The organism is [Mycobacterium] stephanolepidis (assembly GCF_002356335.1).
In the GTDB taxonomy this organism is placed as follows: domain Bacteria; phylum Actinomycetota; class Actinomycetes; order Mycobacteriales; family Mycobacteriaceae; genus Mycobacterium; species Mycobacterium stephanolepidis.
This window is the reverse complement of record NZ_AP018165.1, coordinates 721,437-743,437: the sequence shown is the minus strand read 5'-3', so window position 1 is coordinate 743,437 and position 22,001 is coordinate 721,437. Positions and strand designations below refer to the sequence as shown.

The window sequence follows — 22,001 nt, the reverse complement described above, 5'->3', positions numbered from 1 at the left end:
GAAGGGTCTATCGGTAGGTGGCGAGGACCTGCTTGCGCAGTCCGTCGGTGGCGGTTTCCATGGCGCCCTTGATGGCCCGCTTCAGCACGAATCCGGGCAGCGGGATCAACGGGTCGACCGTCAGTTCGAACTTCACGTGTGTCTTGTCGCCCTTGGGCGTGAAGGTGTACTTACCGTCCTGACGGCGCTGCTGACTGGCCTTCACCAGGGTCCAGCTGACCGTATCGGCGCTCCAGGTGTAGGCGACGGTTTGTTCGTCGGTGATGCCCGCCGTCTTCACCTTCATCTTCACCTCGTGCGGCCGTCCGTCGTCGCCCGTGGTCAGCACCGTCGAACTCTGATGCGCCGAAGACCATTTCGGCAGAACCTCGAAGTCTGCGATGACATCCATGATCTGGGCGGGGGTCGCCTCGATGACGATTTCCCGGGTATCGCTAGTGGCCATGGATCTGACCCTAGCGACCCCGCGAGCGCTAGACGGTGAATCCCCCGTCGATGTTGATCGCGGTTCCCGTGATGTACCAGGCCTCATCGGATGCCAGATAGCTCACCAAGCTGGCGATATCGCGGGGCTGGCCATAGCGCCCTACCGCGATGTTGGGGAGCAGGATCTGCGCCAACTCGCCGTTCTCCGGGTTCATATCCGTGTCCACGGGGCCCGGCTGAACGTTGTTGATCGTGATGCCCCGGGGGCCGAATTCACGCGCCAACCCGCGGGTCAGACCGGCGACGGCCGCCTTCGACATCGAGTACAGCGATGCGTTGGGGGTGGGTGAACGGTCGCCGTTGATGCTGCCGATGGTGACGATCCTGCCGCCCTCGGCCAGATGCGGGGAGGCCGCCTTGATGGCCGCGAAAACAGCCCGCACGTTCACCGCGACGATCGCGTCGAAGTCTTCCAAGGTTGCGGTGTCCACGTCGCCAAAGGATGCGATACCGGCATTATTGACCAGAATATCCAGTCCGCCAAGGTGTTCGGCTGCCTCGTTGACAGCGGCCGTGAGCTGGGCCGGGTCCGATACATCGGCCTTGACCGCCAGCGCCCAGCCGCCATCCTCCTTGACATCGGCCACGACGTCCGCGGCCGGTTGCGGTGAACTCGAGAACGTGAAGACGACACGCGCACCATCTTCGGCAAGCCTGCGCACGATGGCTGCGCCTATTCCGCGCGATCCGCCGGTGACAAACGCGCGGCGACCCTTCAGTGGGGGAGTCATGATGGTCCTTCCGTAGGTACGCACGGGTCAAGTGGACTCGAGTCCGAAACATTCCCCGTCATGCCAAACCGCCACGTTATGCGCTTCCCACCGGCATACTCGCTGTGTGTCGTCACCTGACATTCACCCCAGCCTCCGTTTGGCGGCCAAGGTGTTTCCGCGACAGGTGGGCCTGCCCCGAACCCTTTCCACGCTGCGCGGATTGATCCGCACCTCGGGGCTGTTTCCCAGATTTGGGGTGCGAACCGTGGCGGTGAACGACGACGTGACGGTACGCGCACACGTTCCCAAGAACCTGAACGAGCCGTCCCCGGCCCTGTTGTGGATTCACGGCGGTGGTTACGTGATGGGCACGGCACGTCAGGATGACTTCTTCTGCCGCAAGGTCACGCGGGAAACCGGGCTTCCCGTCGTGTCGGTCGACTATCGACTGGCACCCGAACATCCCTATCCGACACCCGTCGAAGACTGCTATGCGGCGCTGCGCTGGCTATCGGTGCAAGGTTGGATCGACCCAACACGCATCGCCATTGGCGGCGCCAGCGCCGGCGGCGGACTGACCGCAGCACTTGCGTTGTTGGCGCGTGATCGAGGCGAGGTCGCGCCGGCGGCGCAGCTGCTGGTCTACCCGATGCTCGACGACCGCACCACCGCGCGCACCGATGTCGACGAAACCAACCTGCGGATGTGGAGCACCAAAAGCAACCGGTTTGGCTGGGACTCGTACCTGGCAGATACCGACCGCAATATCGCCGTACCGGGTCGGCGGTCGGACTTGGCGGGAGTGGCGCCGGCCTGGTTGGGCATCGGGACGGCCGACCTGTTTCACGACGAGGACCTCCTGTACGCCGAACGCCTGCGTGCCGCCGGAGTGCCCTGCGAGCTGGAAGTCGTCCAGGGGGCTTTCCATGGCTTCGACAGATTCGTGCCGTGGGCCGGGGTATCGAAGGACTTCGTGTCCAAGGCCTGCCGAAGTCTGCAGGGCGCGCTCATCTGATCGGCGCCTGCCGGCCCAATCTCTGAATACGGCTGGACGACAACGGCTCTCCGGATTCTACGGCATCAACTCCGTCGAACGGGCGACCGAACAAACCAAACCCCCATGGGGTACCGGCACGGTCTCTCATCTCACACGCTAATGTTAATGAATATCGTTATCGTTGTCATTAATGCGGTGGAGGGTGCGGAGTGGCTATGCCGGTGTGGATGGCGTCGCCGCCGGAGGTGCATTCGACCCTGCTCAGTGGAGGTCCCGGGCCCGGGCCGCTGCTCGCCGCCTCGGCCGAATGGTCTTCGCTGGGTGCGCATTACACCGCGACGGCAGATGAGCTCCGGGCGATTCTGGCCGCCACCCGTGCGGCAACGTGGCAGGGACCAAGCGCGGATACGTATGTGGCGGCGCATATTCCATATCTGGAGTGGCTGACCCAAGGCGCCATCGAAAGCAATGCCCGCGCGGCTCAGCATGGGACCGCCGCCGGCGCATACAGCACCGCGTTGGCGGTCATGCCCACTGTTGCCGAGCTGGCCGCCAACCACGCCACGCACACAGCGTTATTGGCAACAAACTTCTTCGGTATCAACACAATTCCCATCGTTGCCACCGAGGCGGACTACGTCCGCATGTGGGTTCAGGCCGCCACGACGATGGCGGCATACCAAGCCGCGTCCGAGGTCGCCCTGGCGTCTACGCCGCCTTCCACACCGCCTCCGTCGATCCTGCACGATCACGATCATGACCACGAGCACGGCCACGACGACGGCCATGGCCATGGGGATTTGGACCCCACCGACCCGGAGTGGTGGGTGGATGTGGCCGGTGAGATGGTCGAGCACCTCAAGCTGCTGTGGAACAACCTGCTGACCGATCCGGCCGCGCTGTTGACCAACCTTCCGTTGGTGTTGGCCGATGTGGCTTTTCATGCCGCACAATTGGCTTCGACAATCGGCCAGTTCGCCCCGGCGCTGATCCAGCCCGCGCTTGCTCTGGCAATCGCCGGCCTGGGCTCGGTGATCGGGTTGGCAGGCCTGGCCGGCATCCAACCATCGCCCGAAATGCTTGCGACGGAACCAAACCCCGTCCCGGAACCTCCCACCGCGGCGGCTGCTGGGACGGCCCCCGCCTCTAGTCCATCGCCGTCGGCTCCCGCTCCGGCCTCCTCCGGCGCGCCAGCGCCAACCGCCCCAGGTACCGCGCCTGCACCGTCGCCTCCTCCCCCGCCCATCGGCGATCCGGGTTTCTCGTTCCCGTATGCGGTCGGTGGCGGCCCCCGCATCGGCGCCGGATTGGCTCTGGCGAGCCAGGTCCACACGAGAGCGAGTACGTCAGCCAGGAATTCAGCATCAGAACGCGCGGGGACTACCGCGACAGCCGCGGCACGACAGGCACGTCGACGACGCGATCGGAGCAAGCAAGAAGGCCGCGCCGTCGAATACATGGACATGGACGCCACCGTGACCCCTGACAGGGGCGAGCCTTCCACGACGGCTTCACACCGCGGAGCCGGACCTATGGGGTTCACCGGCACTGTGCCCAGAACAGGCCTGGCGGCAACCGGATTGGCCACATTGGGCCACGATGACGACTTCAGCGAGGGCGCTCGGGCGCCGATGATTCCCAACACCTGGGATCCGGACGGCGCCGACGCAGATTAGCGGCGCCGCATGCGGTGGGCGCTTAGCAGGTGATCGAGACCAGAGCGACCTTGTGATCGATCACCGACACAGTTGTCGGAGCATTCCGCACGTCCCGGGCCGTTTGCGCCGAGTAGACCGGGGACTGCTCCTCCACGGAAGCAACACACCTACTCAAATCTGTCGCAGCGCCACTCTTGGAGACGATCACCCGGTAGCCCTTGGCTTTCAGGTCGTTAATAACGGCACTCGCATCACCGACCCCCGTAGGACCCGCGTGGGCAAGCCCCGGGGAGTCCACGGCGCCGATCATGCCGACGGCCGCGATGGCAAGCAGTCCAGTCCGCCAGTACGTCCCCCGCCACACTGAACGGGACCGGTCTCGAAGAGCGAACTTAACCATAACTAGATACTATACTGGTTAAGTATTAATTAACAATGCCGCTTTCGTGGGCCTATGGCGGCAGCGACTGCGCCTCAGGTAATGGACACGATTGGTCCACAGATACAGAAAAACCCGCCGTCTCCGGCGGGCTCTCGTGGTGGCCAGGGCCGGGATCGAACCGGCGACCTTCCGCTTTTCAGGCGGATAGAATAGCCATTGAACTGCGGTTTATCTGTCTCTATGCGTTGGGTCTGCTGCACGGATAGGTGACAGTCTTTAGGCGGCCTGATTGGCCGGTGTGGTCATGATGGTCTCGTATTCGATGGGGGTCAACTTGCCGAGGGCGGGTTGGCGTCGGCGGCGGTGGTAGGTGCGTTCGATCCAGGTCACGATCGCTGTCCGTAGTTCGTCGCGGGTGTTCCATCGGCGCCGATTCAGGACGTTCTTTTGCAGCAGGGAAAAGAAGGACTCCATCGCGGCGTTATCACCGGCGGCGCCAATCCGGCCCATGGAGCCAATCATGTTGTGCCGGTTGAGGGTATGCACGAATTTTCGGGACCGAAATTGGCTGCCCCGGTCGCTGTGGACGATGCACCCACTCACATCGCCACGGCGGGCCACCGCATTGTTGAGCGCGGTCACCGCTAGGGCAGCTTTCATGCGGTTACTGATGGAATAGCCGACGATGCGGTTGGAGAACACGTCCTTGATCGCGCACAGATAGAGCTTGCCTTCGCTGGTCCGGTGTTCGGTGATATCGGTCAACCACAACATGTTTGGGGTGGTTGCGGTGAAATTGCGGCATACCAGATCGTTGTGAACAGGTGGGCCTGGTTTCTTGCCGACACGGCTGCGTTTCTTGCCGAATGCCGACCACCAGCGGTTCTCGCGGCAGCGTTTCCACACCGTCCGGTCAGACACAGCGATTCCCGCGGCCCGGACTTCATCAGCGAGGAATCGGTAGCCGAACTCGGGGTCATCACGGTGGGCGTCATAGACCGCGTTCGTCACTGACGCTTGCACCCACTCAGTTCCAGTGACCGGGCCAGCACACCAGCGATAAAATGGCTGACGAGCGATTTTGAGGACCCGGCACGTCACCGTGACGGGAACACCGTCGGCGGCCAGCTCACGAACGAGCGGGTACATCATTTTGGGGACTGACCCAGCTTGAGGTTGGCCTGCGACAAATAGGCCGCCGCCCGCCGCAACACCTCATTTTCCTGCTCCAGCAACCGGACTCGCTTCTTGAGTTCGCGGTTCTCGGCGGACTCAGTGGCGGTCACACCAGGGCGAACCCCCTCATCGACATCGGATTGGCGTATCCATTTCGACAGCGTCATCGGGTGAATACCGAAATCAGCAGCGACCTGCTCCAACGTCACACCAGCATCGCGATCACGGGCAATTCGCACCACATCGGCACGGAACTCTGCAGGAAACGGCTTCGGCACAGCGACATCCTTCCAGGCCCACCCCACAGGGCAAGCCATCTCAGTTGTCACCTATCCGTGCACCAGACCCGTTCTATGCGTCGCATTGAGCAGGGCTGACGTATTCAAGCTGTCCGGGGAACGGACATAAACCGGACACGGTGCTTGCACTCCCGATCAGGGACTCCCCTCGCTGTCGCGCTGATGCTAATGCGCGCTGTGGGTGGGGTTCCGGGGAGCGGGTACCTCGATGCCTTACAGCATCGCGTCCTCTACAACCGCGACGGAACCTCTCGACGGGGTTGGGTCGTCGGCAAGTTCTGCGTGCGCGTCTGAGTTGGTTTGTGGTGGGGCCGGAGCCGTGGACGGCGGGAGGCCGCGAGTGCCCGAGGCCCGAAGGGCCGCAGGGCGCGAGAGCGGCAGCGATCGGCTGTACGACGGCCACGGCGCAGGCCGCACCACCACCGCAGGCGGCGGGCTTGTTATATGTGCCAAAAATGTCCGTACCCCCGACGAGCAGGATTCCGGGGAGCGGGAGTGGCGGGCTGCTGATGCGTTGGGGCTGCGGTTCCCGAGCCCGGAAATGGTTGCCTCGGCTGCCGCGTTGTTCGATAGGGCGCTACCGTGGGCCTCGGGTCGGGACCGGCAAGGTTGCGAATCTGAATCCGGCCGATTCCGTATCACCGTGGGTCCGGGGGTGATACGGCTCGGCTGGACCAACCCCGTCCGCACCGAGAAAGCCAACCAGCGGGCCGTGGAACGCCGCGAACTGGACGTGGCTGACTGGCAGCACCGCATCAACGACCTCCTGACCAAAGCGAGCAGACTTGATGCTCAGGCCGTCGTGACTTTGTCGCGACGGAGTCTTACGGATATTGCCCCCGGCAGAACCGAAGGCACCATTACCAAGTGGTCACGTAAGTCTCGGTCGGCGATGTGCCGCACCTTCGCCGAACTCGACTACACCCCATTGGTCGAATCCGGGCGGATTCCTGCCATGATCACCTTCACCTATCCGGGCGACTGGGAAACCGTCGCACCCGACGGAGCCAGCGTTAAACGTCATATGGTGTTGTGGCGCAAACGTTTCCACCGCGAATACGGCGAACCGCCACGCTACATCTGGAAACTAGAGTTCCAGCGCCGAGGCGCACCCCATATCCATTTGTGGATGACGCCCCCGCTATCCCCCGGCAAGACGAGGTTGCCGTTCGCGTCGTGGCTCTCGGAAACGTGGGCCGATATCGTGGACCACCCCGACGACGAACAGAAGATTCGCCATCGACTTGCAGGGACCGCTATCGATATCCTCTCCGGGCTGCGGGCCTGCGATCCGAAACGGCTGGCGATCTACTTCACCAAACACTCATCCCCAAACACCCAGGGCGACAAGGAATACCAGCACATCGTCCCCGAAGCCTGGCAGCATCCCGGCAAGGGACCTGGCCGCTTCTGGGGCATCTACGGCCTACGCAAGGCAACCGCCGCCGTCGAAATCGCTCAAGACACCTACCTTGCAGCTCGGCGCATCATCCGCCGCTGGTCCCGCAACCAAGCTACCTACGCCAACCCCGACAGCCGCTTCCCCACCGCCGTGGTTCCCCGCACCGCCCATCGCATCGTCCAACGAGTAGACCGCAGCACCGGAATCGTCACCCACAGACGAGTCCGACGACGACGTCACATATGCGACCAAGGCGGCCTCAACGGCGGCTACGCCCTCGTCAACAACGGACCAGCATTCGCCGCCCAACTCGCACGTGCACTCGCTGTCACGTAAGTTTTACCGGCCAAAGGTGAATCAATGGTGCGCTGATCACAACGTGGATGGCCCATACTGTGCTCGCATGTAGTTGATTGCGTGGCGGGACACGGCCAGGAGAATGTACAGCGCAGCTGCGCGTTGTCTTGGTGTTGAGAAAATCTGGAAGTCCAACCGCTCTGGACCGAGTACTACGTATCTAACGGCGAACTCCCACGACGCTGGATGCGCATCCCGTTGAATCCCGATCTCATCCTCAACGTCTTGAGTGTCCACCGCCACGTTGGTATTGGGCCACCTGTCAGCCAAAATGTTGCGTGCCGCACCAGATATCAGCTGGAACGCGATATAGAACTGCTGTGTGGTAGCGACGGCGCCTTCCGCAGCGGGTACGCCGATCACGGCCGCCACCGACAGCTCATCATCGAATCCATCCGCCCAGCGGTACATGGCCTGTTCCCACAGGTCGCGATGCTCGGCCATCTCATCTTCGTTCAAGACGAGCGCGTTTGACTGATCGCGATACGAAGCGCTGTTGTACGGGTTCTCACTCGGCACCTTGAGTGTTCCATTGAGCAGCCGCAAAGATATGACCGCCTCGACCGCTTGTACAAGTACAGCGAGTGTGGAACGGCGCCGTTGCGCGCTAGGAAATTCTGTCAATGGAGGGTTAGCGGGATTTGCGATGGCCGACCGGGCAAGCTCCCACATTGCTGGTCGCGCACCGCCAACTGTTGGGAAATTCGACTGTGCATACTCACGAATTGAAGTGGTGTCCGGTACGAGTGAACGATAACGATCTTGAGTAATGGAGAGGCTTTCAGACAGCAATTGTTCCGTCGGGCCTAGGATACAGATTGCCGCCATTTCCCATTTCGTGTCACTACCCGCTGCGGCCTCGACTATTTGGGTGGGCAACAACTCATCGACAGACAGATAGTTGCTTGAACCCCGCGCGTACCTGGGAAGACTGTCGTAAACGTCACGCATGACGTCGGTGAGGTTTCTGAACATCATCCTCCTTGAGTTCAATCATGCCCAAATGCTGTTCACGACAGGACAGCCCGTCAGTCGTCCTACGAAGCGGGGACGAATTCAATGTCGTAGTCGATTCCGTCACCCTTAACAGATGTCGCCGTTACCTCCACACCTGCCGATGATCCGTCGGTCTCGGCAGTGGCGACACAGTATTGCTTGAAACCAATTTGCCCCTTGAGAGGGCCTTTGCACTCGACAGTCCGCATGGAGGTACCGGTCTTGGCCTTGATTGCCTGTTTCAAGTCGCTCTCCAGTTGAGACTTCGGTATCTCAGCCACAGCAGCACTCCTAGATGACGTAGTTGTGGCGCTGGAGCTGATACCGCCACCGGTAGTTGAATGACAGCCAGTCGCCGCCAGACCGACCAGAGCTAGTGGAGTCAATATGCGAGCGAGGTTCAAAACCATTGTCTACCAATCTGGTTGGTCTGCATCACTTATCAAGTCGAATATCGTAGTCGATGGCGGTCCCCTCCACCTTGTTTACCGTGACGGTCACGCCTCGCTCGGAGGAATCAGGCGAGGTCATCACGCATTTCTGGATGGCACCTGCTACGCCGCTGAGATTGCCCGCGCAGGAAACCATCTTCGCCTCGTAGTCGTGATCAACCAGCCACTGCTTGACTGAGGACGCGAGCTTGTCACTGGAAACTTGGACTTCAGATGAGTAACCAACTTCACCCACAGAGCATCCCGCTAAAAATAGTGTAGCCGTCAACGTGCTAGCCCTCGCCGCCGATAACATTAAGCGACTCAAGGAATTTGACGAACTCAACATTGGTCTCTCGCGCTTTCCCTTGAGGCGTAGTGAACACGATTTCTTCAATAAGCGTCGAAGCGTATGTCAATGGAAGAGCAATACAGATCCGGGTCTGGCAGACCGGGAGAAGCACAGCGCCCAGGTCCAGAAGGAATTCGAACTCCTGACCGTATTCAACCGGTGCGGTTCGGGAGATGTAGTCCGATCGGATCATTTTCAGGGCATGTACCCGGCTCCTCAGGTAATCGGCGTATCTGTCCGATGCCTCCTCCATATCTACGGCGGGAACGGTGAGTAGATGCTCGGTCACCGAGATATTCGTGACTAGACCACCCCCGCAATCCGCCTGTCTCACATAAGCAACCGACGCATGGGGCTGCCCCGCGTCTGTTGGCATAACGGAGACCCAGCCGTCCGGAGGGTTCGCGGTGAACCGGACATTGAACGCAGCCATCGCTAATTATTCGCCCAAGCCCACAACTTGCCGATGTTCTTGGCGACTTCCTTTGGGGCAATGGAGATCTCGACAGTGTCCTTCAAGCCGAGGCCCCACGCAAGCCCGGTCCGTCCCCCGAACTTGAACTCGTCGCCCTGCCATCCACCATAGAAGTGCAGCGCACCCCCGCCACCGGCATATTCGTTCACCGTGTTCTTGACGCCGAGACCCCAGATCTTCGCATCAATCTGCTGACCGCCTCGAAGCCCTGCCATGGCGTCGCCGCCGAATTGGATACCCGAGCGCGGAGCATCAGCCCCATCTCTCGTAAGAGTGAGTGCCGAATCCGCCTTACCGTCCACTCCCAGCGCCCCGGAAATCTGCCCGTTGAGAGTGAGCGGCCCCAGCCGAATCTCCTTGACGTGGGCCTCATTAGCGACAATGTCGGCGTTCACCTTGGCTGAGCCGCCGCCGCCATCAGTGCGGACTTCCCCTCCCGCACCGGCAGAGCCGGTCAGAAACTTCGAACTCCATCCCCACTTGGCGTCCTTACCAGCCCAATCAGGAAGCTCGCCCCCACCCTTCCCGAGATCCTTAACCGTTCCGCCAATTACTTTGGTCTTTGCTTCACTGAGTACCGGCCCCTCCGGTTTATTCACCTTTAGATCGTCGCCCCACTGATACTGCTTTCCGTTCGCGCCATCTTTGAGAATGTCCTGACCGAACGGCGCACCCTTGCTCTTACTCCAATCCTTGACCTTCTGATCGGGTGCTACTTCTACGCCACCTGCACCCGCCGCTTGTGTCTGACCATCTGCTTTAGGCCGCTCATCGGGGCTCTCCTTGGTCGCTCGTTGGACCACTTTCCCGCCCGTGCCACCGTTAATCACTTGCGCAAACTCAATATCCATCGTCTGACCGGCCTGCAAAGCGGTCGCGATGCGCTGATTCAAGCGCTCGACCTTAGCTTGCACTTTCGCCAAAGTCTGCGCATCATCAGGATTTTTCGGATTAAGGTTGCCCACCCAAGCGGGAACGACAACCCGATTCATATCCAGGTCGATGTCCATTGACGGCTCGCCGTTTGCGCTTCCGCTGGCATCCGCGACTATGTTTCGGATGCCCTTTGCAACGTCGTTGGCTCCGTCCCAAACGCGCTTAGCTTCCACACCCAGCTTCAAGTTCTCTTCGGCAGTTCCACTCGATGTTGCCGCATGTCGTCCGGACGCCTCTCTGGCGGCGCTACCAGAAGCACCGTCCCACGTAGATGCTTCCTGGAGTCTGCGGAGAACTTCTGCGTTGCTCTCGCTGGAGCGTCCGCGTTGGATGATCGCCTTGCTGATGTCCGCCACGGCATTCGGATATTCCAGCCATTCCCGGAGTGAATGCGCCATCGCTTAGCCCCGCTCGGAGTTCAGCTTGGCAGCGTTGGATTGATCCTGTTCCAACAGTTTGGCCAGCGCGTCTCGATGGTTCTGAGCATGGACCATCTGCCTGGTATACATGCTTGAGGTCTCTGCCTCCCAGTCTGCAAGGCGGCCGGAGAGAGCAGCCGCAGCTGCCCCACTACCGAGGCTGCGAGCGGACTGCCCGAGAAGCAGATGTGCGGCGGCATGCTGCTGGCGTAGCTCCGCAGCAGATGCCTCGATCTCACCGGCATGACTGTGGAGCTCATGTGGGTCGAAATTTAGGCGTTCTGACATGGCGCCGCCCCTACCTCCCGTTTCGTCTTAGACCTCGCCTCTCTAATGCTACGACGCTGCGACACCCGATCCGGTTCCACTACTTTCAAGATTTTTGAGTTGGCGCCTCAGGCCCAGCTGTTGACCCGACAAGGTATGCAGCGCCGAGGAGAGGAGAACGCCCGAGATAATGGCGCTCATGAGTAATCCATTTGGGGACGACTTAGCGAATGAACCGTTCGAAGTGGTATTTGCGAACCTGAATCCGTCCATCCAGAGCGCTCTAGATGGATTCCGGCAGCTGGCTGGAATGTTCGGCGCTGGGCCGCAAGCAACCGCCGATGCGGTCAAAACGAATTTGGAGCGTGCGCAAGGTGAGAATGAAGTCGCCGTGGCCTCTCTGCTGGCTGGTGTCGCCGGAATTTTTGATAGCTACGGGACGTGCTTCATATCCGTGGGCGATAGCCTAAATGCGCAGATCCGAGTAATTTCGGACGCATGGGATAGGTATGGCCACACCGGTTCTTGGACACAACCAGCCCGTCGGCCAGTTTCCGGCACCGACGCGCCGGATGTGGTGACCTCCACCTGTGAACCGCGTGCGCTTACTGACGACGAGCACATCAGCGCGACGGCAACCGAATCGACAATCGACAAAGTCCGCACTATCGCCACCAACCTTGCGAGTACTAGTCACCATATGTTCGGGGGCCTAGTTGCCAACGGCCTACCCGTCGGTGAACTTATGGATGCAATCGACATCGCGGCGGTTGATCATGCGAAAGCATTTGCGGACCTGCATAAGTCGTTGGCGAAGAACGTACAGGAATTCAGCAGTGCCGTCGAAAACGGTGTCGACACCTACCAGCACACCGACCGGTGGAGTGGGCCAACCGTCTCAATCTCCACCTAAGAACCGCTGCGGCTCGGCTCGAACGGCGCCTATGATGGTGGCTAAAGGCTGCAAACCTGGACGACAAGGGGGATATTCGTGACCGGTCTTCAACAAGCAATTGAGAACGCGCGCGCTGGCAGGCTCACTCTGTCGCTGAACACGGACGAGTTTGACAAGCTCATCACTGCGTGTGATGTGTACATCGAGGCCCTACGCGATCTGCAGTACGACGCTGTCAACCTGAGCGTGCACCCCTTGGGATTTTCCGAGGATCATCTCGGTTCCGGCAAGCAGCTTGCCCAACTCTTTCAACGCAAGGCAGCGGGCGAACCCAACAGTGCAGAAAGCACCTTCCTGTCGCACATCGAACAGGCCGAGGAAATGAAAGCTCTCTTCATTGCCGTGCGTAGCAGCATCGTGCAGACAGATGCCAGCAATGCCAATAACTTCGGTCAGCACGGCAGATAGTCAGGACACCACACTGTCACGCTACGCACGGTGCACGACACTCGCTCTCGCGGCACTAACTGTTCTCGTGCCCTCTTGCGCATCAACAAAAATTAGTACTGACGGAACAGCGGCAACACAACCTGTCAGCGCCAGTACCTCGACAAACCCAACCGCACCAGCGACCAACACCGGCAGCCGACCAAAAATCACTTTCGATCCCTGCAAGGACATTCCGGCAAGCGCATTGCAGGCCGAAAACCTCTCGATGCCCCGCCCCAACCGCAGAACCGACGGAGATATCGAGGACGTGTCGTGCGCGTTTCGTCCACAACCGACTGAGTATCGGGTCGGAATTGAGGCATCCAACTACACCCTGGATATGGACCGAAAGATTGACGGGCACTGGGGTTTTCAAGATCTGACAATCGGTGGCCGCAAGGCTCTCTTCTTCCACCCTGGGCAACGAGCCAGCGATTGCGTCATCGATATCGAGGCAGTCACCGGGGTGTACGGGATACTGATCACTGGCGACAACAAATACGGCCCTTACCCTGATTGCATGGCGGCAGCCCGCCACTACGCTGAGGCGTTCGTCCAGTACTTCCCCGCCTAACAGTCCATATTAAGGCCACGATTACCACGGATTGCCTTGCACGACAGTCTGATGCGCGCCAATTCGCCCGGCGGTCGCCTTGCAGCGCACGTTCAGCAACCCATGCTGGCAACTAGACGACACTAGGCCGGTACGAGATTGACTCCATCGTGGGCACGGGAATGCACCTGCACATCGAATGCGTCGAGAACCCTCACTGCGAAAGCTGGGGTCATGGATGCTTCAACTTGCCCTCTAGTCATCCATCGGACCTCGCGGGCTTCTGCCGTGGGGTGCGTATCACCGCGTACTGGCCGGCACCGGTACACCAGGGCAACGATCCCGTGCGTGAGGTTCTTGTAGACGCCAGTCAGACGTTCGACAGATACTTCAAGACCGGTTTCCTCTAGCACTTCGCGTCGCACACCGTCCTCGAAGGATTCGCCTAGTTCAAGGACGCCACCGGGTGCCTCCCAGTGGCCGTTATCGTCGCGTCGAATGACGAGAACCCGATCGTCGTCATCGAAGACAATCCCGGCGACACTCACGGAATGTTTCGGTGTGCCTGCCATCACGAGCCCCTTAAATCGAATTCAATACCGCATAGTGACATGGCCGTATGTCAAGTCCTAGACTAGTCGTCTAGACATCTAAGGGGAAGGCTGAACTGGTGTTGCAACTTGGCCAGGTCGACCGGGCAGACGACCGACCTCCCTACCGTCAAATCGCGGACATGCTCAGGGCCGCAATCGAATCGCATCGACTCAGCACTGGCGAACGACTTCCATCCGAATCGGAACTGATCGAACATTTCGGCGTAGCCCGCATGACCGTTCGGCAAGCTGTACAAGAATTGCGAGGCGAAGGCCTCGTTGTTTCCGAACACGGCCGTGGGGTTTTCGTACGACCAACCTCACCCATACGACGACTGGCCTCAGACCGATTCGCACGTAAGCATCGCGACGAAGGCAAAGCCGCATTCTCGGTAGAAGCTGAAAAGTCCGGCTACTCGCCCCGCGTCGACAAGATCGTCATACGTCGCGAAAAGCCGAATTCTGTTGTTGCAGAAAGGCTTCGTATATCAACGACAACTGAGGTCGTTGTCCGGTCCAGGAGGTATCTAGCAGACGAGCGGCCAGTCGAAACGGCAGTGTCTTACATCCCGGCCGCATTCGCTGAAGGGACACCAATCGAACAACCAGATACAGGACCGGGAGGCATCTATGCCCGCCTGGAAGAAAACGGCTACACCCTCGCCCGCTTCACCGAAGAAGTCGGTGCACGCATGCCCACACCCGAAGAACGACGAGTACTGGACATCGGGCCTGGCGTCCCGGTGCTCACCGTGCTGCGGACGGCATATGACACGAACGACGTCGCCGTGGAGGTCTGCGACACCGTGAAAGTCGCACCCGCCTACCTTCTCGAATACGAGTTTTCAGCAAAATAAATGGGGTTCTCGCTGAGAACAACGAGTTAATGCCGAGCTAGCATTCCATCTTCTCAGCTGCTTCAGTGATGCCGAGTTCTTCCCGGGATTGCTTGAAGGTCCGTACGGGCGCAACTCCGTACGCGCAGCTAAAGCTGCCGGTTTCAGCGAATTCGACGTACTTGCCAACGATCTGTTCTGTTAATTCAGGATCAAGGGTGCTCGCAGGCCGGTCGGTAGGCGTTTGCGGTGCGCGGTAGTAGCCGTCAAATAGCTTGATGCCCGAATCGGTGAACTGCACTCCGACACTGCCGAACTGAGCATGCACGCCGGATTCGTCATCGACGTAGTGCAATGTAAAGCCTTGTCGTTCACAAGCGGCAATGAACAGCAAGTGGCTGTCCTCGTCAGAACATTCGTGTGGGGCCCCGACCGTGGCCTTGACTGCCTCCAAGAATACGTAGGCCGCCTCGACCATCATCAATGTACGGAGTCCACGCACAGTCTCGTTTCCTTTCGAGTCTTGGGAAACCAGGTGCACCTCGTGGAAGCGACTGCCTGACAGCGCGGCTCTCAGGTCAGCCGATAAATACGTTGTTACTGGATAGTCATCGCCTAGCGCTGGCGGCGAAAGGACACGATGAGTTCGATCGTTTATTACTAGGTTGACGTGGGTCAAGCCGGGTTTGTAGTTCGCCGCTCTCGCATCCTTGTCTTGGATACGTTGAGCAAGAAGAGCCGCCAAACTCGGATGACCGGTGACCTGTCGCACTATCGCTCTGACACTGACGGGCTCATCGAGGCCTTCAGCTCCCCTGGTCATGATCTGAACTGTTTCGACCTTTAGCGCATCGATATCGTCGCGATGTCGATGCGGTTTGCCTTCCATCAGATCGTCGAAATAGCCGTCGATGTTCTGCAGGCGAGCTTCGGATTCATCTTCAAACACCTCGGTGATCTCTACGCCGAACTTGGATTGCCTGGGACCGTATGCCGTCAGAACGAAGTCTGGCCTGTCATGAGGACTAACGTCCGCGACGTGGTCCGGGTTGTAGACGGTGTTGAAGATCATTCGTTCGATCTGCTGCTTCGTGATCCACGGTCGGGGCTGCTTCAAATTGACCTCCTGGGCCCAAAATCTTCACTTGCCTCCATTCATGGTGGCGCCCTGGCCTCAAAGTCGCGCCCACTGCCACGCTGGTATTTTCCACGCCTCGACGGCCACCGCAGATGATTCCCCGCCAGAAGGATATGCATCCTTGACACTCCTCTAGACGGCTATATAAGCTGTCACCGTTCTCCCACTCCTCTAGACGACTAAGTAAGGAGATTTCAAAATGTCTATTCCCAGGTGGATCAAGATGCCGCACAGCCAGGCGTTCGCCCAGGGGGCGTTCCTGGTGTCGGATGTGACGCCCGTAATCGATTTCGACCGCTCTTCCGGTGAGAACCGGGTGCAGGCGGCCGATAAAGAAACCGCCTTGCCGTTGTGGCAGGTCGAAGTGCTCGACGGTGATCGGGCCGCATCCAAGCGGGCACGCACGGTGACGATCAAGTTCGCCGCTGCCGTACAGCCAATCCCACCGTCTAACGACAGTGGAATGCCTTTTACCCCGGTGGTTTTCGAAGATCTGGTGGCCCTGCCGTATATCGAACGCTCGGGAGATTTCGGGCGCATCGCGTGGTCATTTCGGGCCGCTGGCATGAGCGCACCCGGCAAGGCCAACACCTCGGGTGCTCGCAGCGGATCGGCGGTGTCGGCATGAGCACCGATTACCCCTACCCCACCATGCCTGCACTACCGGACTACTCCTACTACCCCAGCGGAGGCGTAGATCTCATCCAACTGGTCACGGTGGCCGGAATCTGGCTGGCCGTGATCGCCGGTCTCATCTTGATCGTGTTGACCTGGTGGAAGCACACGGACGCAGGCAGTTTCGAGCAATACCTAGCAGGTCCGGTACGGCGTGCCCGATGGCGCTGGTGGCTACGTGGCCGCTGGTCACACATCAGCAAACGGTGCGGCCTGTCGGTGTCCGAGCAGGTCACGAAGAAGGACAGCGAAGGCAAACCGACCACCGAAACAGTGTGGACGCACCCCACCCTGATGAAGGTGTCCACCTCCGATACCTGCCTGTACGCCACCGTACGGACCCGTGTCGGGCAGACCGTCGATGACCTAGAAGCCGCCGTACCGGCAATTCGCGATGCCGCTGGGGCACATTCGGCCCGCGCCACCGTGGTCGCTCCCGGCACGGTGCGTATGGAATTCGTAATGCGCGAGCATCTCTCGGCGGTGAGCCACGCCCCCGCCCCACCAACATCGACCACCGCGCATGCGGTTTCGACGGTGTCAGCGTCCTCGGGGGTGTCAGCCACGAGCGTGCGGTTAGGGCGCTGCGAGAACGGCTCTCCCTGGGTGCTGCCGATCGCTCAACGACACACCCTGGGCGTCGGCTGTTCCCGTTCCGGGAAAGGCTCGCTGTTCTGGGGCATCGCGTGCGGGTTCGGCCCAGCCATCCAAGCTGGGCTGGTTCACCTGGTGGGCATCGATCTGAAATACGGGATTGAAATCTCTATGGGTAAGCAACTGTTCACCAAAGTTGCCACTACCGAGGCCGACGCAGTGAAAACCCTTGCCGCCCTGGAACAACTCATGGAGCAGCGCGGCCTAGACATGAAAGACAACGCACGCAACCACACTCCCACCAAGCAGTCACCGTTGGTGGTGCTGCTCATTGATGAACTCGCCGGATTGACCCACTACATGTCCGATCCGGCACTCAAGAAACAGGCCAACGCCTCGCTCAATCTGATCCTGTCCAAGGCCGCAGGGCTCGGAATCGTCGTGGCCGCATTCCTGCAAGATCCCCGCAAGGAAGTCCTGCCGATGCGCGGACTTTTCACCCAAACCATCGCCCTGCGGCTGCGCTCCCGCGACGAAGTGAACATGGTTCTCGGTGACGGAATGGCCGACAAAGCACCCGCACACCGCATCGACCCCAACAAACCCGGCACCGGCTACGTCATCGCCGAAGACGGCGGAGTCATGAAAGTCCGCGCCCACTACTGGACTGACGACCAAATACGTTCCACTACAACACAATACAATCCATCTACCACAACACGGAAGGAATGAACCTATGGTGATACACGACATTCGGGAAGCGCTCATTACTTCCGGGAATTTCCCGGAACTGTTAACGGCTGATCAGGTTTCGGCGCTGCTGGGGGTGTCTGCGGCCACCCTCAACCGGTGGGCTGCGATCCGTGAAAGCACCGGCCAGCAGGTCGGCCCACCGTGCTACTCGCTGTCAGAGCGGGTACGCCGCTGGGATAGCGCCGAGGTCCGCAAATGGCTCAAAGGGGCACAGCGCTGATGGCCGGAAACACCCCTCGCGGTATCCGCAAGCGCATGGGCGCCTCCGGCCAGCCTCGCTACCAGGTGCGCTACCTCGTGCGAGATGCATCATCGTCGTCCGGCTGGGCGGAAACCTCGGCCACCTTCGCCACACTGCGAGAAGCCAAGGCGTTCAAGGCAGACCGCGATAACGAAGCGGCCCGAGGCCATGAGCGATTCGACCCCCGCTTAGGGCGTATTGCGCTGGCAACGGTGTGGGAACACTACAGCGCCGTGAAAAAGCCTGCGGTATCGCCGAAGACGTGGAGCGGCTACACCCAGCAGTGGGAGCTGCGCATAAAACCGCGTTTCGGACACGTCCCCGTCGATGAAATCACCCGTGCACAAGTTCAACAGTTCATGGCCGATCTCACCGTAGGCCCCTGGGCCAAAGTATCCACACTGCAACGATTGCGCTCCATCCTGGAAGTTGCTCGCGAGGATGGCCGTATCCACCGCAATCCCGCCATGGGTGTCTCTGCTGGGCGCATACCGGAGCGGGAACGTCACCGCTACCTCAGCGCCCCGGAGGTAGCCGCGCTGGCTGCCGCCTGCGGCGACCAGGGCGATGTGGTGACCATCCTGTCCTATACCGGCCTGCGCTGGTCCGAACTTGTCGGCCTGCGCGTTGGTGACATCGACTTGGACGCCAAACGACTACATGTCCGCCGGGCCGCACCCGAAGTCGAAGGCCGCATCATCATCGGCCCACCTAAGACCCGTGCCGCCAAACGCACCGTGCCGCTGCCCCAAGTCGTCATTGATGCACTGACGCCGCGTATTACCGGGCGCAAGCCCAACGAGCCCGCCGTAACCTCGCCCAACCGAGCACTACTGCGCTCGAACAACTGGCGCAGGCACACGCACTGGAACAAGGCTCTGAAAGCCACCCAGCTCGCGCCGCTGACCATTCATGACCTACGCCACACGTATGCCAGTTTGGCCCGCAAGTCCGGCGCGGATCTGCGCTACGTGCAGAAGACCATGGGCCACTCCACGCCGACCGTGACCGCCAACATCTACAGCGACCTTTACGCGGACGAACTCGACCACGTCGCCACCAACCTCGACCAACTGCATAACAGTGAGACCAAGCCCGACAAGACGGGCGATAAGACCGGACAAGAACCGGACGAACAAGACAATCCAGCGAGTGCTTGAACCGTGTTTATGCAGGTAAAGAATGGTGGCCAGGGCCGGGATCGAACCGGCGACCTTCCGCTTTTCAGGCGGACGCTCGTACCAACTGAGCTACCTGGCCGGACGGCAGATCCACAGATACTGCCTCGCCGTACTGGCGACCCTGACGGGACTCGAACCCGCGACCTCCGCCGTGACAGGGCGGCGCGCTAACCAACTGCGCCACAGGGCCTTACTCTGCTCCCAGTATGACTGGTTGCGTACCCCCAACGGGATTCGAACCCGTGCTACCGCCGTGAAAGGGCGGCGTCCTAGGCCACTAGACGATGGGGGCCCATTCCGAATCTCTCCGGGGTACCCACAACGCTTGTCGCGTTGGGAGCTCGCCCAGCTTAGGGCACAACCCGCCCAGAACCCAAACCGGATAACCACGGTGCTCGCGTGGTGAGCCAACCAGTATCCTGTCTCTCCGCGCCCCTATAGCTCAGTTGGTAGAGCTACGGACTTTTAATCCGCAGGTCCCAGGTTCGAGCCCTGGTGGGGGCACCAGAACGCCGTTGCAATCAGCGGGAGCAGGAGCCTTATCAGGCCATCGCCCGCTGCCTACCGTTCGGACAATGACGTCCACGGCCGAGGAAACCACCGAGACACCCGCGCGACAATCCCGGCCGGTGACCTTCCGGCAGGCGTTTTTCGTCGCCGTGACAGCGGGCCTCGGGTACGGCTTCGACTCGTATGCGGTGAACATCTACGGTCTGGTGCTGCCCGAGATCAAGAAGACGCTGCACATCACCGAGGCCCAGGCGGGCTACATCGGCTCGATCTTTCTGCTCGGCTACACCATCGGCACCGTCGGCTTCGGTCTCGCTGCCGACCGGTGGGGTCGCAAGACGACACTCGGGGCCTCGATCCTGCTGTACGGCATCACGACCGCCCTGGCAGGTCTCACCACGAACGTCGCCGCATTCACCGGGCTGCGGTTCCTGACGGGTGTCGGCGGGGCCGGCGAGCTTGCGGTGGGCGCTCCCTACACCGCCGAGGTGTGGCCGGCCAAGACCCGTGCCATAGGCGTTGGCGGCGTCATCTTTTCACTGTTCTCGCTGGGATACGTGCTCGCCGCCGGCGTTGCTCTGGTCCTGGTTCCGCGTTTCGGCTGGCAGGCGGCATTCGTGGTGGCGATCGTGCCCGCGGTCGTACTTTTCCTTGCCCGGCAAGGCATCAAGGAATCTCACCGCTACACCCAGACGAAAGCCAAAGTCGAACGCGGCGCCACCAAACCCAAGCTGTGGCACGTTCCCGGTGTGCGTCGACGGCTCATTGTCGGCTGGCTGGTCTACACCGCCAACGCGGTCGGCTACTGGGGCATGACTCTCTTCCTGACCACGTACATCGTCAAAAAGTTCCACGCCACCTCGGTAGAGGCGATCCGCTACGCCCTGATCTTCTTTCTGCTGCAGGCCGTCTTCGTCTTCATTGGCACCGCACTCGCCGACTGGATAGGGCGGCGCCCCTCGGCCATTCTCGCCGCAGTCATCGAAATCACTTCTACGGCACTGGGAGCCACATCAGACTCGCTCTCGCAGTATCTGGTGTTCGGCGCCATCTCCATCGCGACACTCGGTTGGCTGTGGGGCGTCGGCGATACCTATGTCGCCGAACTGTTCCCCACTGTCTTGCGCGGCACCGGATTCGGTATCGCAGTCGGCGGTGGCCGTGTTGTCTCCATTGCCGCGCCCACCCTGGTGGGCTGGGCCATAACGCACTACGGAATCCAAACGCCCTATCTTGCGCTCAGTGGGCTGTGGATCCTGACGATTGTCGGATACCTGCTCGGCCCCGAAACCAAGGGCAGGGAGCTCGAAGACCTTGCCGACGAGGCCTTTACCGAAGACCTAGCGCCCTAACGAACGCAATTGGGGACACCGGCAGCATGTGCCGGTGCCCCCAACTCGCGTGATTTCCTAGTCGGCGAGTTCCTCAGCGGCCTCGGAAATGAGATCGGCGATGGCGACGGGCTGCGACGCCAGCGAGGCGTGGCTGGCGTCCAGTTCGATGGTCTTGCGGGGGTTGATCCGCTGCGCCATCTTGCGTTCGTTCTCCGGGTTGATCATCCGATCTTGCGTGGATACCTGGTACCAGGAGGGCTTGACCTTCCATGCGGGTGCCGTGATGGCGTCGCCGAATGTCGATGCCAACGGGGCTTTTTGAGTGACGGCCATGATGAGGGCCGCATCCTCGGGCAGATCCTGCGCGAAGCTCTCACGGAACTTGTCCTGCTTGATCCACAGATAGCCATCGCTGTCGGGGGCCAGATTGGCCGCCGCAGCGGGAGGCAGCTGCTCGGTCAGCTGACCGGGGCTCTCCCCCGCGTCGGGAGCGAATGCCGCGACATAGACCAGGCCCACCACGTTCGGGAGATCGCCCGCCTCGGTGATCACCGCGCCGCCGTAGGAGTGCCCGACAAGGAGCACCGGCCCGTCGATCTGCTCCACCATCTGCCGCGTGCGAGCAGCGTCATCGGCCAGTGACGTCAATGGGTTCTCGACCGCATACAGCTCCCCGTAGCCACGCTTGTGCAGCTCGACGATCACGTTCCCCCAATGTGCGGCGCCACCCCAGAATCCGTGGACCAGGACGATAGCCGGTTTGCTGGACATATCTGCCTCTCAGTAGATGTTGGACGACCTCGACCCCGTCGTGTCCGCTCTCGGCGACACTGTTGACTTACCGGGGCTCCACCAACATATTT

At 60.6% G+C, this 22,001-nt stretch carries 25 protein-coding genes and 5 tRNA genes; 13 read left to right on the top strand and 17 right to left on the bottom strand.

All coding sequences use genetic code 11. The features are described from left to right. Positions 1-7: 7 nt before the first annotated feature. Both MSTE_RS03795 and MSTE_RS03790 read right to left on the bottom strand, forming a co-directional pair. Positions 8-445, bottom strand: a complete 438-nt coding sequence (locus tag MSTE_RS03795) for an SRPBCC family protein (RefSeq protein WP_096499119.1) — start codon at positions 443-445, stop codon at positions 8-10. A 28-nt stretch (positions 446-473) separates the two neighbouring features. Beyond that, positions 474-1,217 (bottom strand): 3-oxoacyl-ACP reductase family protein, encoded by a 744-nt coding sequence (locus MSTE_RS03790; RefSeq protein ID WP_096505395.1) that lies wholly within the window; start codon positions 1,215-1,217, stop codon positions 474-476. Positions 1,218-1,323: 106 nt separating this feature from the next. On the opposite strand from MSTE_RS03790, the gene MSTE_RS03785 reads away from it, so the two are divergent. Together MSTE_RS03785 and MSTE_RS03780 are read left to right on the top strand one after the other, a co-directional pair. Continuing rightward, complete coding sequence (locus MSTE_RS03785) at positions 1,324-2,214, top strand: alpha/beta hydrolase (RefSeq protein WP_096499117.1); 891 nt, start codon at positions 1,324-1,326, stop codon at positions 2,212-2,214. A gap of 197 nt (positions 2,215-2,411) precedes the next feature. Next, positions 2,412-3,872, top strand: a complete 1,461-nt coding sequence (locus MSTE_RS03780; RefSeq protein ID WP_096499115.1) for a PPE family protein — start codon at positions 2,412-2,414, stop codon at positions 3,870-3,872. A gap of 22 nt (positions 3,873-3,894) precedes the next feature. On the opposite strand, the gene MSTE_RS03775 is transcribed toward MSTE_RS03780, so the two are convergent. The 3 genes from MSTE_RS03775 to MSTE_RS03770 form a co-directional block, all read right to left on the bottom strand. Then, positions 3,895-4,254, bottom strand: coding sequence for a hypothetical protein (locus MSTE_RS03775; protein WP_231896981.1), 360 nt, complete (start codon positions 4,252-4,254; stop codon positions 3,895-3,897). Positions 4,255-4,391: 137 nt separating this feature from the next. After that, positions 4,392-4,459 (bottom strand) — tRNA-Phe (locus MSTE_RS24895). Positions 4,460-4,512: 53 nt separating this feature from the next. After that, a protein-coding gene (locus tag MSTE_RS03770; RefSeq protein WP_408645809.1) for an IS3 family transposase occupies positions 4,513-5,690 on the bottom strand; the annotation gives its coding sequence in 2 pieces (ribosomal slippage) (positions 4,513-5,421 and positions 5,424-5,690; 1,176 coding nt in all). 229 nt (positions 5,691-5,919) lie between these two features. Here MSTE_RS03770 and MSTE_RS03765 point away from each other — a divergent pair. After that, a complete protein-coding gene (locus tag MSTE_RS03765; RefSeq protein ID WP_096505391.1) occupies positions 5,920-7,449 on the top strand; it encodes a rolling circle replication-associated protein in 1,530 nt (509 codons plus the stop codon). Positions 7,450-7,485: 36 nt separating this feature from the next. On the opposite strand, the gene MSTE_RS24890 is transcribed toward MSTE_RS03765, so the two are convergent. The 6 genes from MSTE_RS24890 to MSTE_RS03735 all read right to left on the bottom strand — a co-directional run bounded on the left by MSTE_RS24890 (position 7,486) and on the right by MSTE_RS03735 (position 11,367). Continuing rightward, positions 7,486-8,448, bottom strand: a complete 963-nt coding sequence (locus MSTE_RS24890; protein WP_157997624.1) for a hypothetical protein — start codon at positions 8,446-8,448, stop codon at positions 7,486-7,488. A 59-nt stretch (positions 8,449-8,507) separates the two neighbouring features. Further along, positions 8,508-8,747, bottom strand: coding sequence for a DUF4333 domain-containing protein (locus MSTE_RS03755; RefSeq protein WP_157997623.1), 240 nt, complete (start codon positions 8,745-8,747; stop codon positions 8,508-8,510). Between the two features lie 154 nt (positions 8,748-8,901). Next, positions 8,902-9,213, bottom strand: a complete 312-nt coding sequence (locus tag MSTE_RS03750; RefSeq protein WP_096499109.1) for a DUF4333 domain-containing protein — start codon at positions 9,211-9,213, stop codon at positions 8,902-8,904. Continuing rightward, positions 9,191-9,682, bottom strand: a complete 492-nt coding sequence (locus MSTE_RS03745; protein WP_096499107.1) for a hypothetical protein — start codon at positions 9,680-9,682, stop codon at positions 9,191-9,193. Before MSTE_RS03745 ends, MSTE_RS03750 begins: the two co-directional genes overlap by 23 nt. Positions 9,683-9,684: 2 nt before the next feature. After that, positions 9,685-11,058, bottom strand: a complete 1,374-nt coding sequence (locus MSTE_RS03740; protein ID WP_157997622.1) for a hypothetical protein — start codon at positions 11,056-11,058, stop codon at positions 9,685-9,687. A 3-nt stretch (positions 11,059-11,061) separates the two neighbouring features. Next, positions 11,062-11,367, bottom strand: coding sequence for a hypothetical protein (locus MSTE_RS03735; RefSeq protein ID WP_096499102.1), 306 nt, complete (start codon positions 11,365-11,367; stop codon positions 11,062-11,064). 178 nt (positions 11,368-11,545) lie between these two features. Here MSTE_RS03735 and MSTE_RS03730 point away from each other — a divergent pair, with 178 nt between their 5' ends. The 3 genes from MSTE_RS03730 (at position 11,546) to MSTE_RS03720 (ending at position 13,304) form a co-directional block, all read left to right on the top strand. Continuing rightward, positions 11,546-12,259 carry a hypothetical protein gene (locus MSTE_RS03730; protein ID WP_157997621.1) on the top strand — a complete coding sequence of 238 codons (714 nt, stop codon included), beginning with the start codon at positions 11,546-11,548 and terminating at the stop codon, positions 12,257-12,259. A gap of 78 nt (positions 12,260-12,337) precedes the next feature. After that, positions 12,338-12,709 (top strand): hypothetical protein, encoded by a 372-nt coding sequence (locus tag MSTE_RS03725; RefSeq protein ID WP_167455672.1) that lies wholly within the window; start codon positions 12,338-12,340, stop codon positions 12,707-12,709. Then, entirely contained in the window at positions 12,669-13,304 is a 636-nt protein-coding gene (locus MSTE_RS03720) for a DUF3558 domain-containing protein (protein ID WP_331712864.1), read from the top strand. Before MSTE_RS03725 ends, MSTE_RS03720 begins: the two co-directional genes overlap by 41 nt. A gap of 122 nt (positions 13,305-13,426) precedes the next feature. On the opposite strand, the gene MSTE_RS03715 is transcribed toward MSTE_RS03720, so the two are convergent. Next, positions 13,427-13,855: an NUDIX hydrolase gene (locus MSTE_RS03715; protein ID WP_096499094.1), complete on the bottom strand. Its 429-nt coding sequence runs from the start codon at positions 13,853-13,855 to the stop codon at positions 13,427-13,429. 98 nt (positions 13,856-13,953) lie between these two features. Between MSTE_RS03715 and MSTE_RS03710 the strand changes: the two genes are divergently transcribed. Then, positions 13,954-14,733 carry a GntR family transcriptional regulator gene (locus MSTE_RS03710; RefSeq protein ID WP_096499092.1) on the top strand — a complete coding sequence of 260 codons (780 nt, stop codon included), beginning with the start codon at positions 13,954-13,956 and terminating at the stop codon, positions 14,731-14,733. A gap of 37 nt (positions 14,734-14,770) precedes the next feature. Here the strand turns inward: MSTE_RS03710 and MSTE_RS03705 are convergent, their stop codons facing one another. Further along, on the bottom strand, positions 14,771-15,829 hold the full coding sequence (locus MSTE_RS03705) for a hypothetical protein (protein WP_157997620.1): 1,059 nt from the start codon (positions 15,827-15,829) through the stop codon (positions 14,771-14,773). A 220-nt stretch (positions 15,830-16,049) separates the two neighbouring features. Between MSTE_RS03705 and MSTE_RS03700 the strand changes: the two genes are divergently transcribed. The 4 genes from MSTE_RS03700 to MSTE_RS03685 are packed head-to-tail and all read left to right on the top strand — an operon-like array spanning position 16,050 to position 19,273. Further along, positions 16,050-16,478, top strand: coding sequence for a plasmid replication, integration and excision activator (locus tag MSTE_RS03700; RefSeq protein ID WP_096499088.1), 429 nt, complete (start codon positions 16,050-16,052; stop codon positions 16,476-16,478). Positions 16,479-16,501: 23 nt separating this feature from the next. Continuing rightward, on the top strand, positions 16,502-17,851 hold the full coding sequence (locus tag MSTE_RS03695; protein ID WP_408645902.1) for a cell division protein FtsK: 1,350 nt from the start codon (positions 16,502-16,504) through the stop codon (positions 17,849-17,851). A 4-nt stretch (positions 17,852-17,855) separates the two neighbouring features. Further along, on the top strand, positions 17,856-18,092 hold the full coding sequence (locus MSTE_RS03690) for a helix-turn-helix transcriptional regulator (RefSeq protein ID WP_096499085.1): 237 nt from the start codon (positions 17,856-17,858) through the stop codon (positions 18,090-18,092). Then, a complete protein-coding gene (locus tag MSTE_RS03685) occupies positions 18,092-19,273 on the top strand; it encodes a tyrosine-type recombinase/integrase (protein ID WP_096499083.1) in 1,182 nt (393 codons plus the stop codon). Before MSTE_RS03690 ends, MSTE_RS03685 begins: the two co-directional genes overlap by 1 nt. Before the next feature lie 23 nt (positions 19,274-19,296). On the opposite strand, the gene MSTE_RS03680 is transcribed toward MSTE_RS03685, so the two are convergent. From MSTE_RS03680 to MSTE_RS03670, 3 genes are all read right to left on the bottom strand, one after another. Further along, a tRNA-Phe gene (locus tag MSTE_RS03680) sits at positions 19,297-19,373 on the bottom strand. Positions 19,374-19,407: 34 nt separating this feature from the next. Continuing rightward, positions 19,408-19,484, bottom strand: a tRNA-Asp gene (locus tag MSTE_RS03675). Positions 19,485-19,513: 29 nt separating this feature from the next. Next, positions 19,514-19,586 (bottom strand) — tRNA-Glu (locus tag MSTE_RS03670). Between the two features lie 139 nt (positions 19,587-19,725). On the opposite strand from MSTE_RS03670, the gene MSTE_RS03665 reads away from it, so the two are divergent. After that, positions 19,726-19,801 (top strand) — tRNA-Lys (locus tag MSTE_RS03665). 68 nt (positions 19,802-19,869) lie between these two features. Beyond that, entirely contained in the window at positions 19,870-21,156 is a 1,287-nt protein-coding gene (locus MSTE_RS03660; RefSeq protein WP_096499081.1) for an MFS transporter, read from the top strand. 57 nt (positions 21,157-21,213) lie between these two features. Here MSTE_RS03660 and MSTE_RS03655 read toward each other — a convergent pair whose 3' ends face one another. After that, positions 21,214-21,909 (bottom strand): alpha/beta hydrolase, encoded by a 696-nt coding sequence (locus MSTE_RS03655; protein WP_096499079.1) that lies wholly within the window; start codon positions 21,907-21,909, stop codon positions 21,214-21,216. Positions 21,910-22,001 lie beyond the last annotated feature (92 nt).

What these genes read in the sequence shown, in the direction of transcription:
- MSTE_RS03795 (WP_096499119.1), bottom strand. Translation starts at nt 445, where the DNA reads ATGGCCACTAGCGATACCCGGGAAATCGTCATCGAGGCGACCCCCGCC.
- MSTE_RS03790 (WP_096505395.1), bottom strand. Translation starts at nt 1,217, where the DNA reads ATGACTCCCCCACTGAAGGGTCGCCGCGCGTTTGTCACCGGCGGATCG.
- MSTE_RS03780 (WP_096499115.1), top strand. Translation starts at nt 2,412, where the DNA reads ATGCCGGTGTGGATGGCGTCGCCGCCGGAGGTGCATTCGACCCTGCTC.
- MSTE_RS03775 (WP_231896981.1), bottom strand. Translation starts at nt 4,254, where the DNA reads ATGGTTAAGTTCGCTCTTCGAGACCGGTCCCGTTCAGTGTGGCGGGGG.
- MSTE_RS03765 (WP_096505391.1), top strand. Translation starts at nt 5,920, where the DNA reads ATGCCTTACAGCATCGCGTCCTCTACAACCGCGACGGAACCTCTCGAC.
- MSTE_RS24890 (WP_157997624.1), bottom strand. Translation starts at nt 8,448, where the DNA reads ATGATGTTCAGAAACCTCACCGACGTCATGCGTGACGTTTACGACAGT.
- MSTE_RS03750 (WP_096499109.1), bottom strand. Translation starts at nt 9,213, where the DNA reads ATGTTATCGGCGGCGAGGGCTAGCACGTTGACGGCTACACTATTTTTA.
- MSTE_RS03745 (WP_096499107.1), bottom strand. Translation starts at nt 9,682, where the DNA reads ATGGCTGCGTTCAATGTCCGGTTCACCGCGAACCCTCCGGACGGCTGG.
- MSTE_RS03740 (WP_157997622.1), bottom strand. Translation starts at nt 11,058, where the DNA reads ATGGCGCATTCACTCCGGGAATGGCTGGAATATCCGAATGCCGTGGCG.
- MSTE_RS03735 (WP_096499102.1), bottom strand. Translation starts at nt 11,367, where the DNA reads ATGTCAGAACGCCTAAATTTCGACCCACATGAGCTCCACAGTCATGCC.
- MSTE_RS03730 (WP_157997621.1), top strand. Translation starts at nt 11,546, where the DNA reads ATGAGTAATCCATTTGGGGACGACTTAGCGAATGAACCGTTCGAAGTG.
- MSTE_RS03720 (WP_331712864.1), top strand. Translation starts at nt 12,669, where the DNA reads ATGCCAGCAATGCCAATAACTTCGGTCAGCACGGCAGATAGTCAGGAC.
- MSTE_RS03715 (WP_096499094.1), bottom strand. Translation starts at nt 13,855, where the DNA reads ATGGCAGGCACACCGAAACATTCCGTGAGTGTCGCCGGGATTGTCTTC.
- MSTE_RS03700 (WP_096499088.1), top strand. Translation starts at nt 16,050, where the DNA reads ATGTCTATTCCCAGGTGGATCAAGATGCCGCACAGCCAGGCGTTCGCC.
- MSTE_RS03695 (WP_408645902.1), top strand. Translation starts at nt 16,502, where the DNA reads ATGCCTGCACTACCGGACTACTCCTACTACCCCAGCGGAGGCGTAGAT.
- MSTE_RS03690 (WP_096499085.1), top strand. Translation starts at nt 17,856, where the DNA reads ATGGTGATACACGACATTCGGGAAGCGCTCATTACTTCCGGGAATTTC.
- MSTE_RS03685 (WP_096499083.1), top strand. Translation starts at nt 18,092, where the DNA reads ATGGCCGGAAACACCCCTCGCGGTATCCGCAAGCGCATGGGCGCCTCC.
- MSTE_RS03660 (WP_096499081.1), top strand. Translation starts at nt 19,870, where the DNA reads ATGACGTCCACGGCCGAGGAAACCACCGAGACACCCGCGCGACAATCC.
- MSTE_RS03655 (WP_096499079.1), bottom strand. Translation starts at nt 21,909, where the DNA reads ATGTCCAGCAAACCGGCTATCGTCCTGGTCCACGGATTCTGGGGTGGC.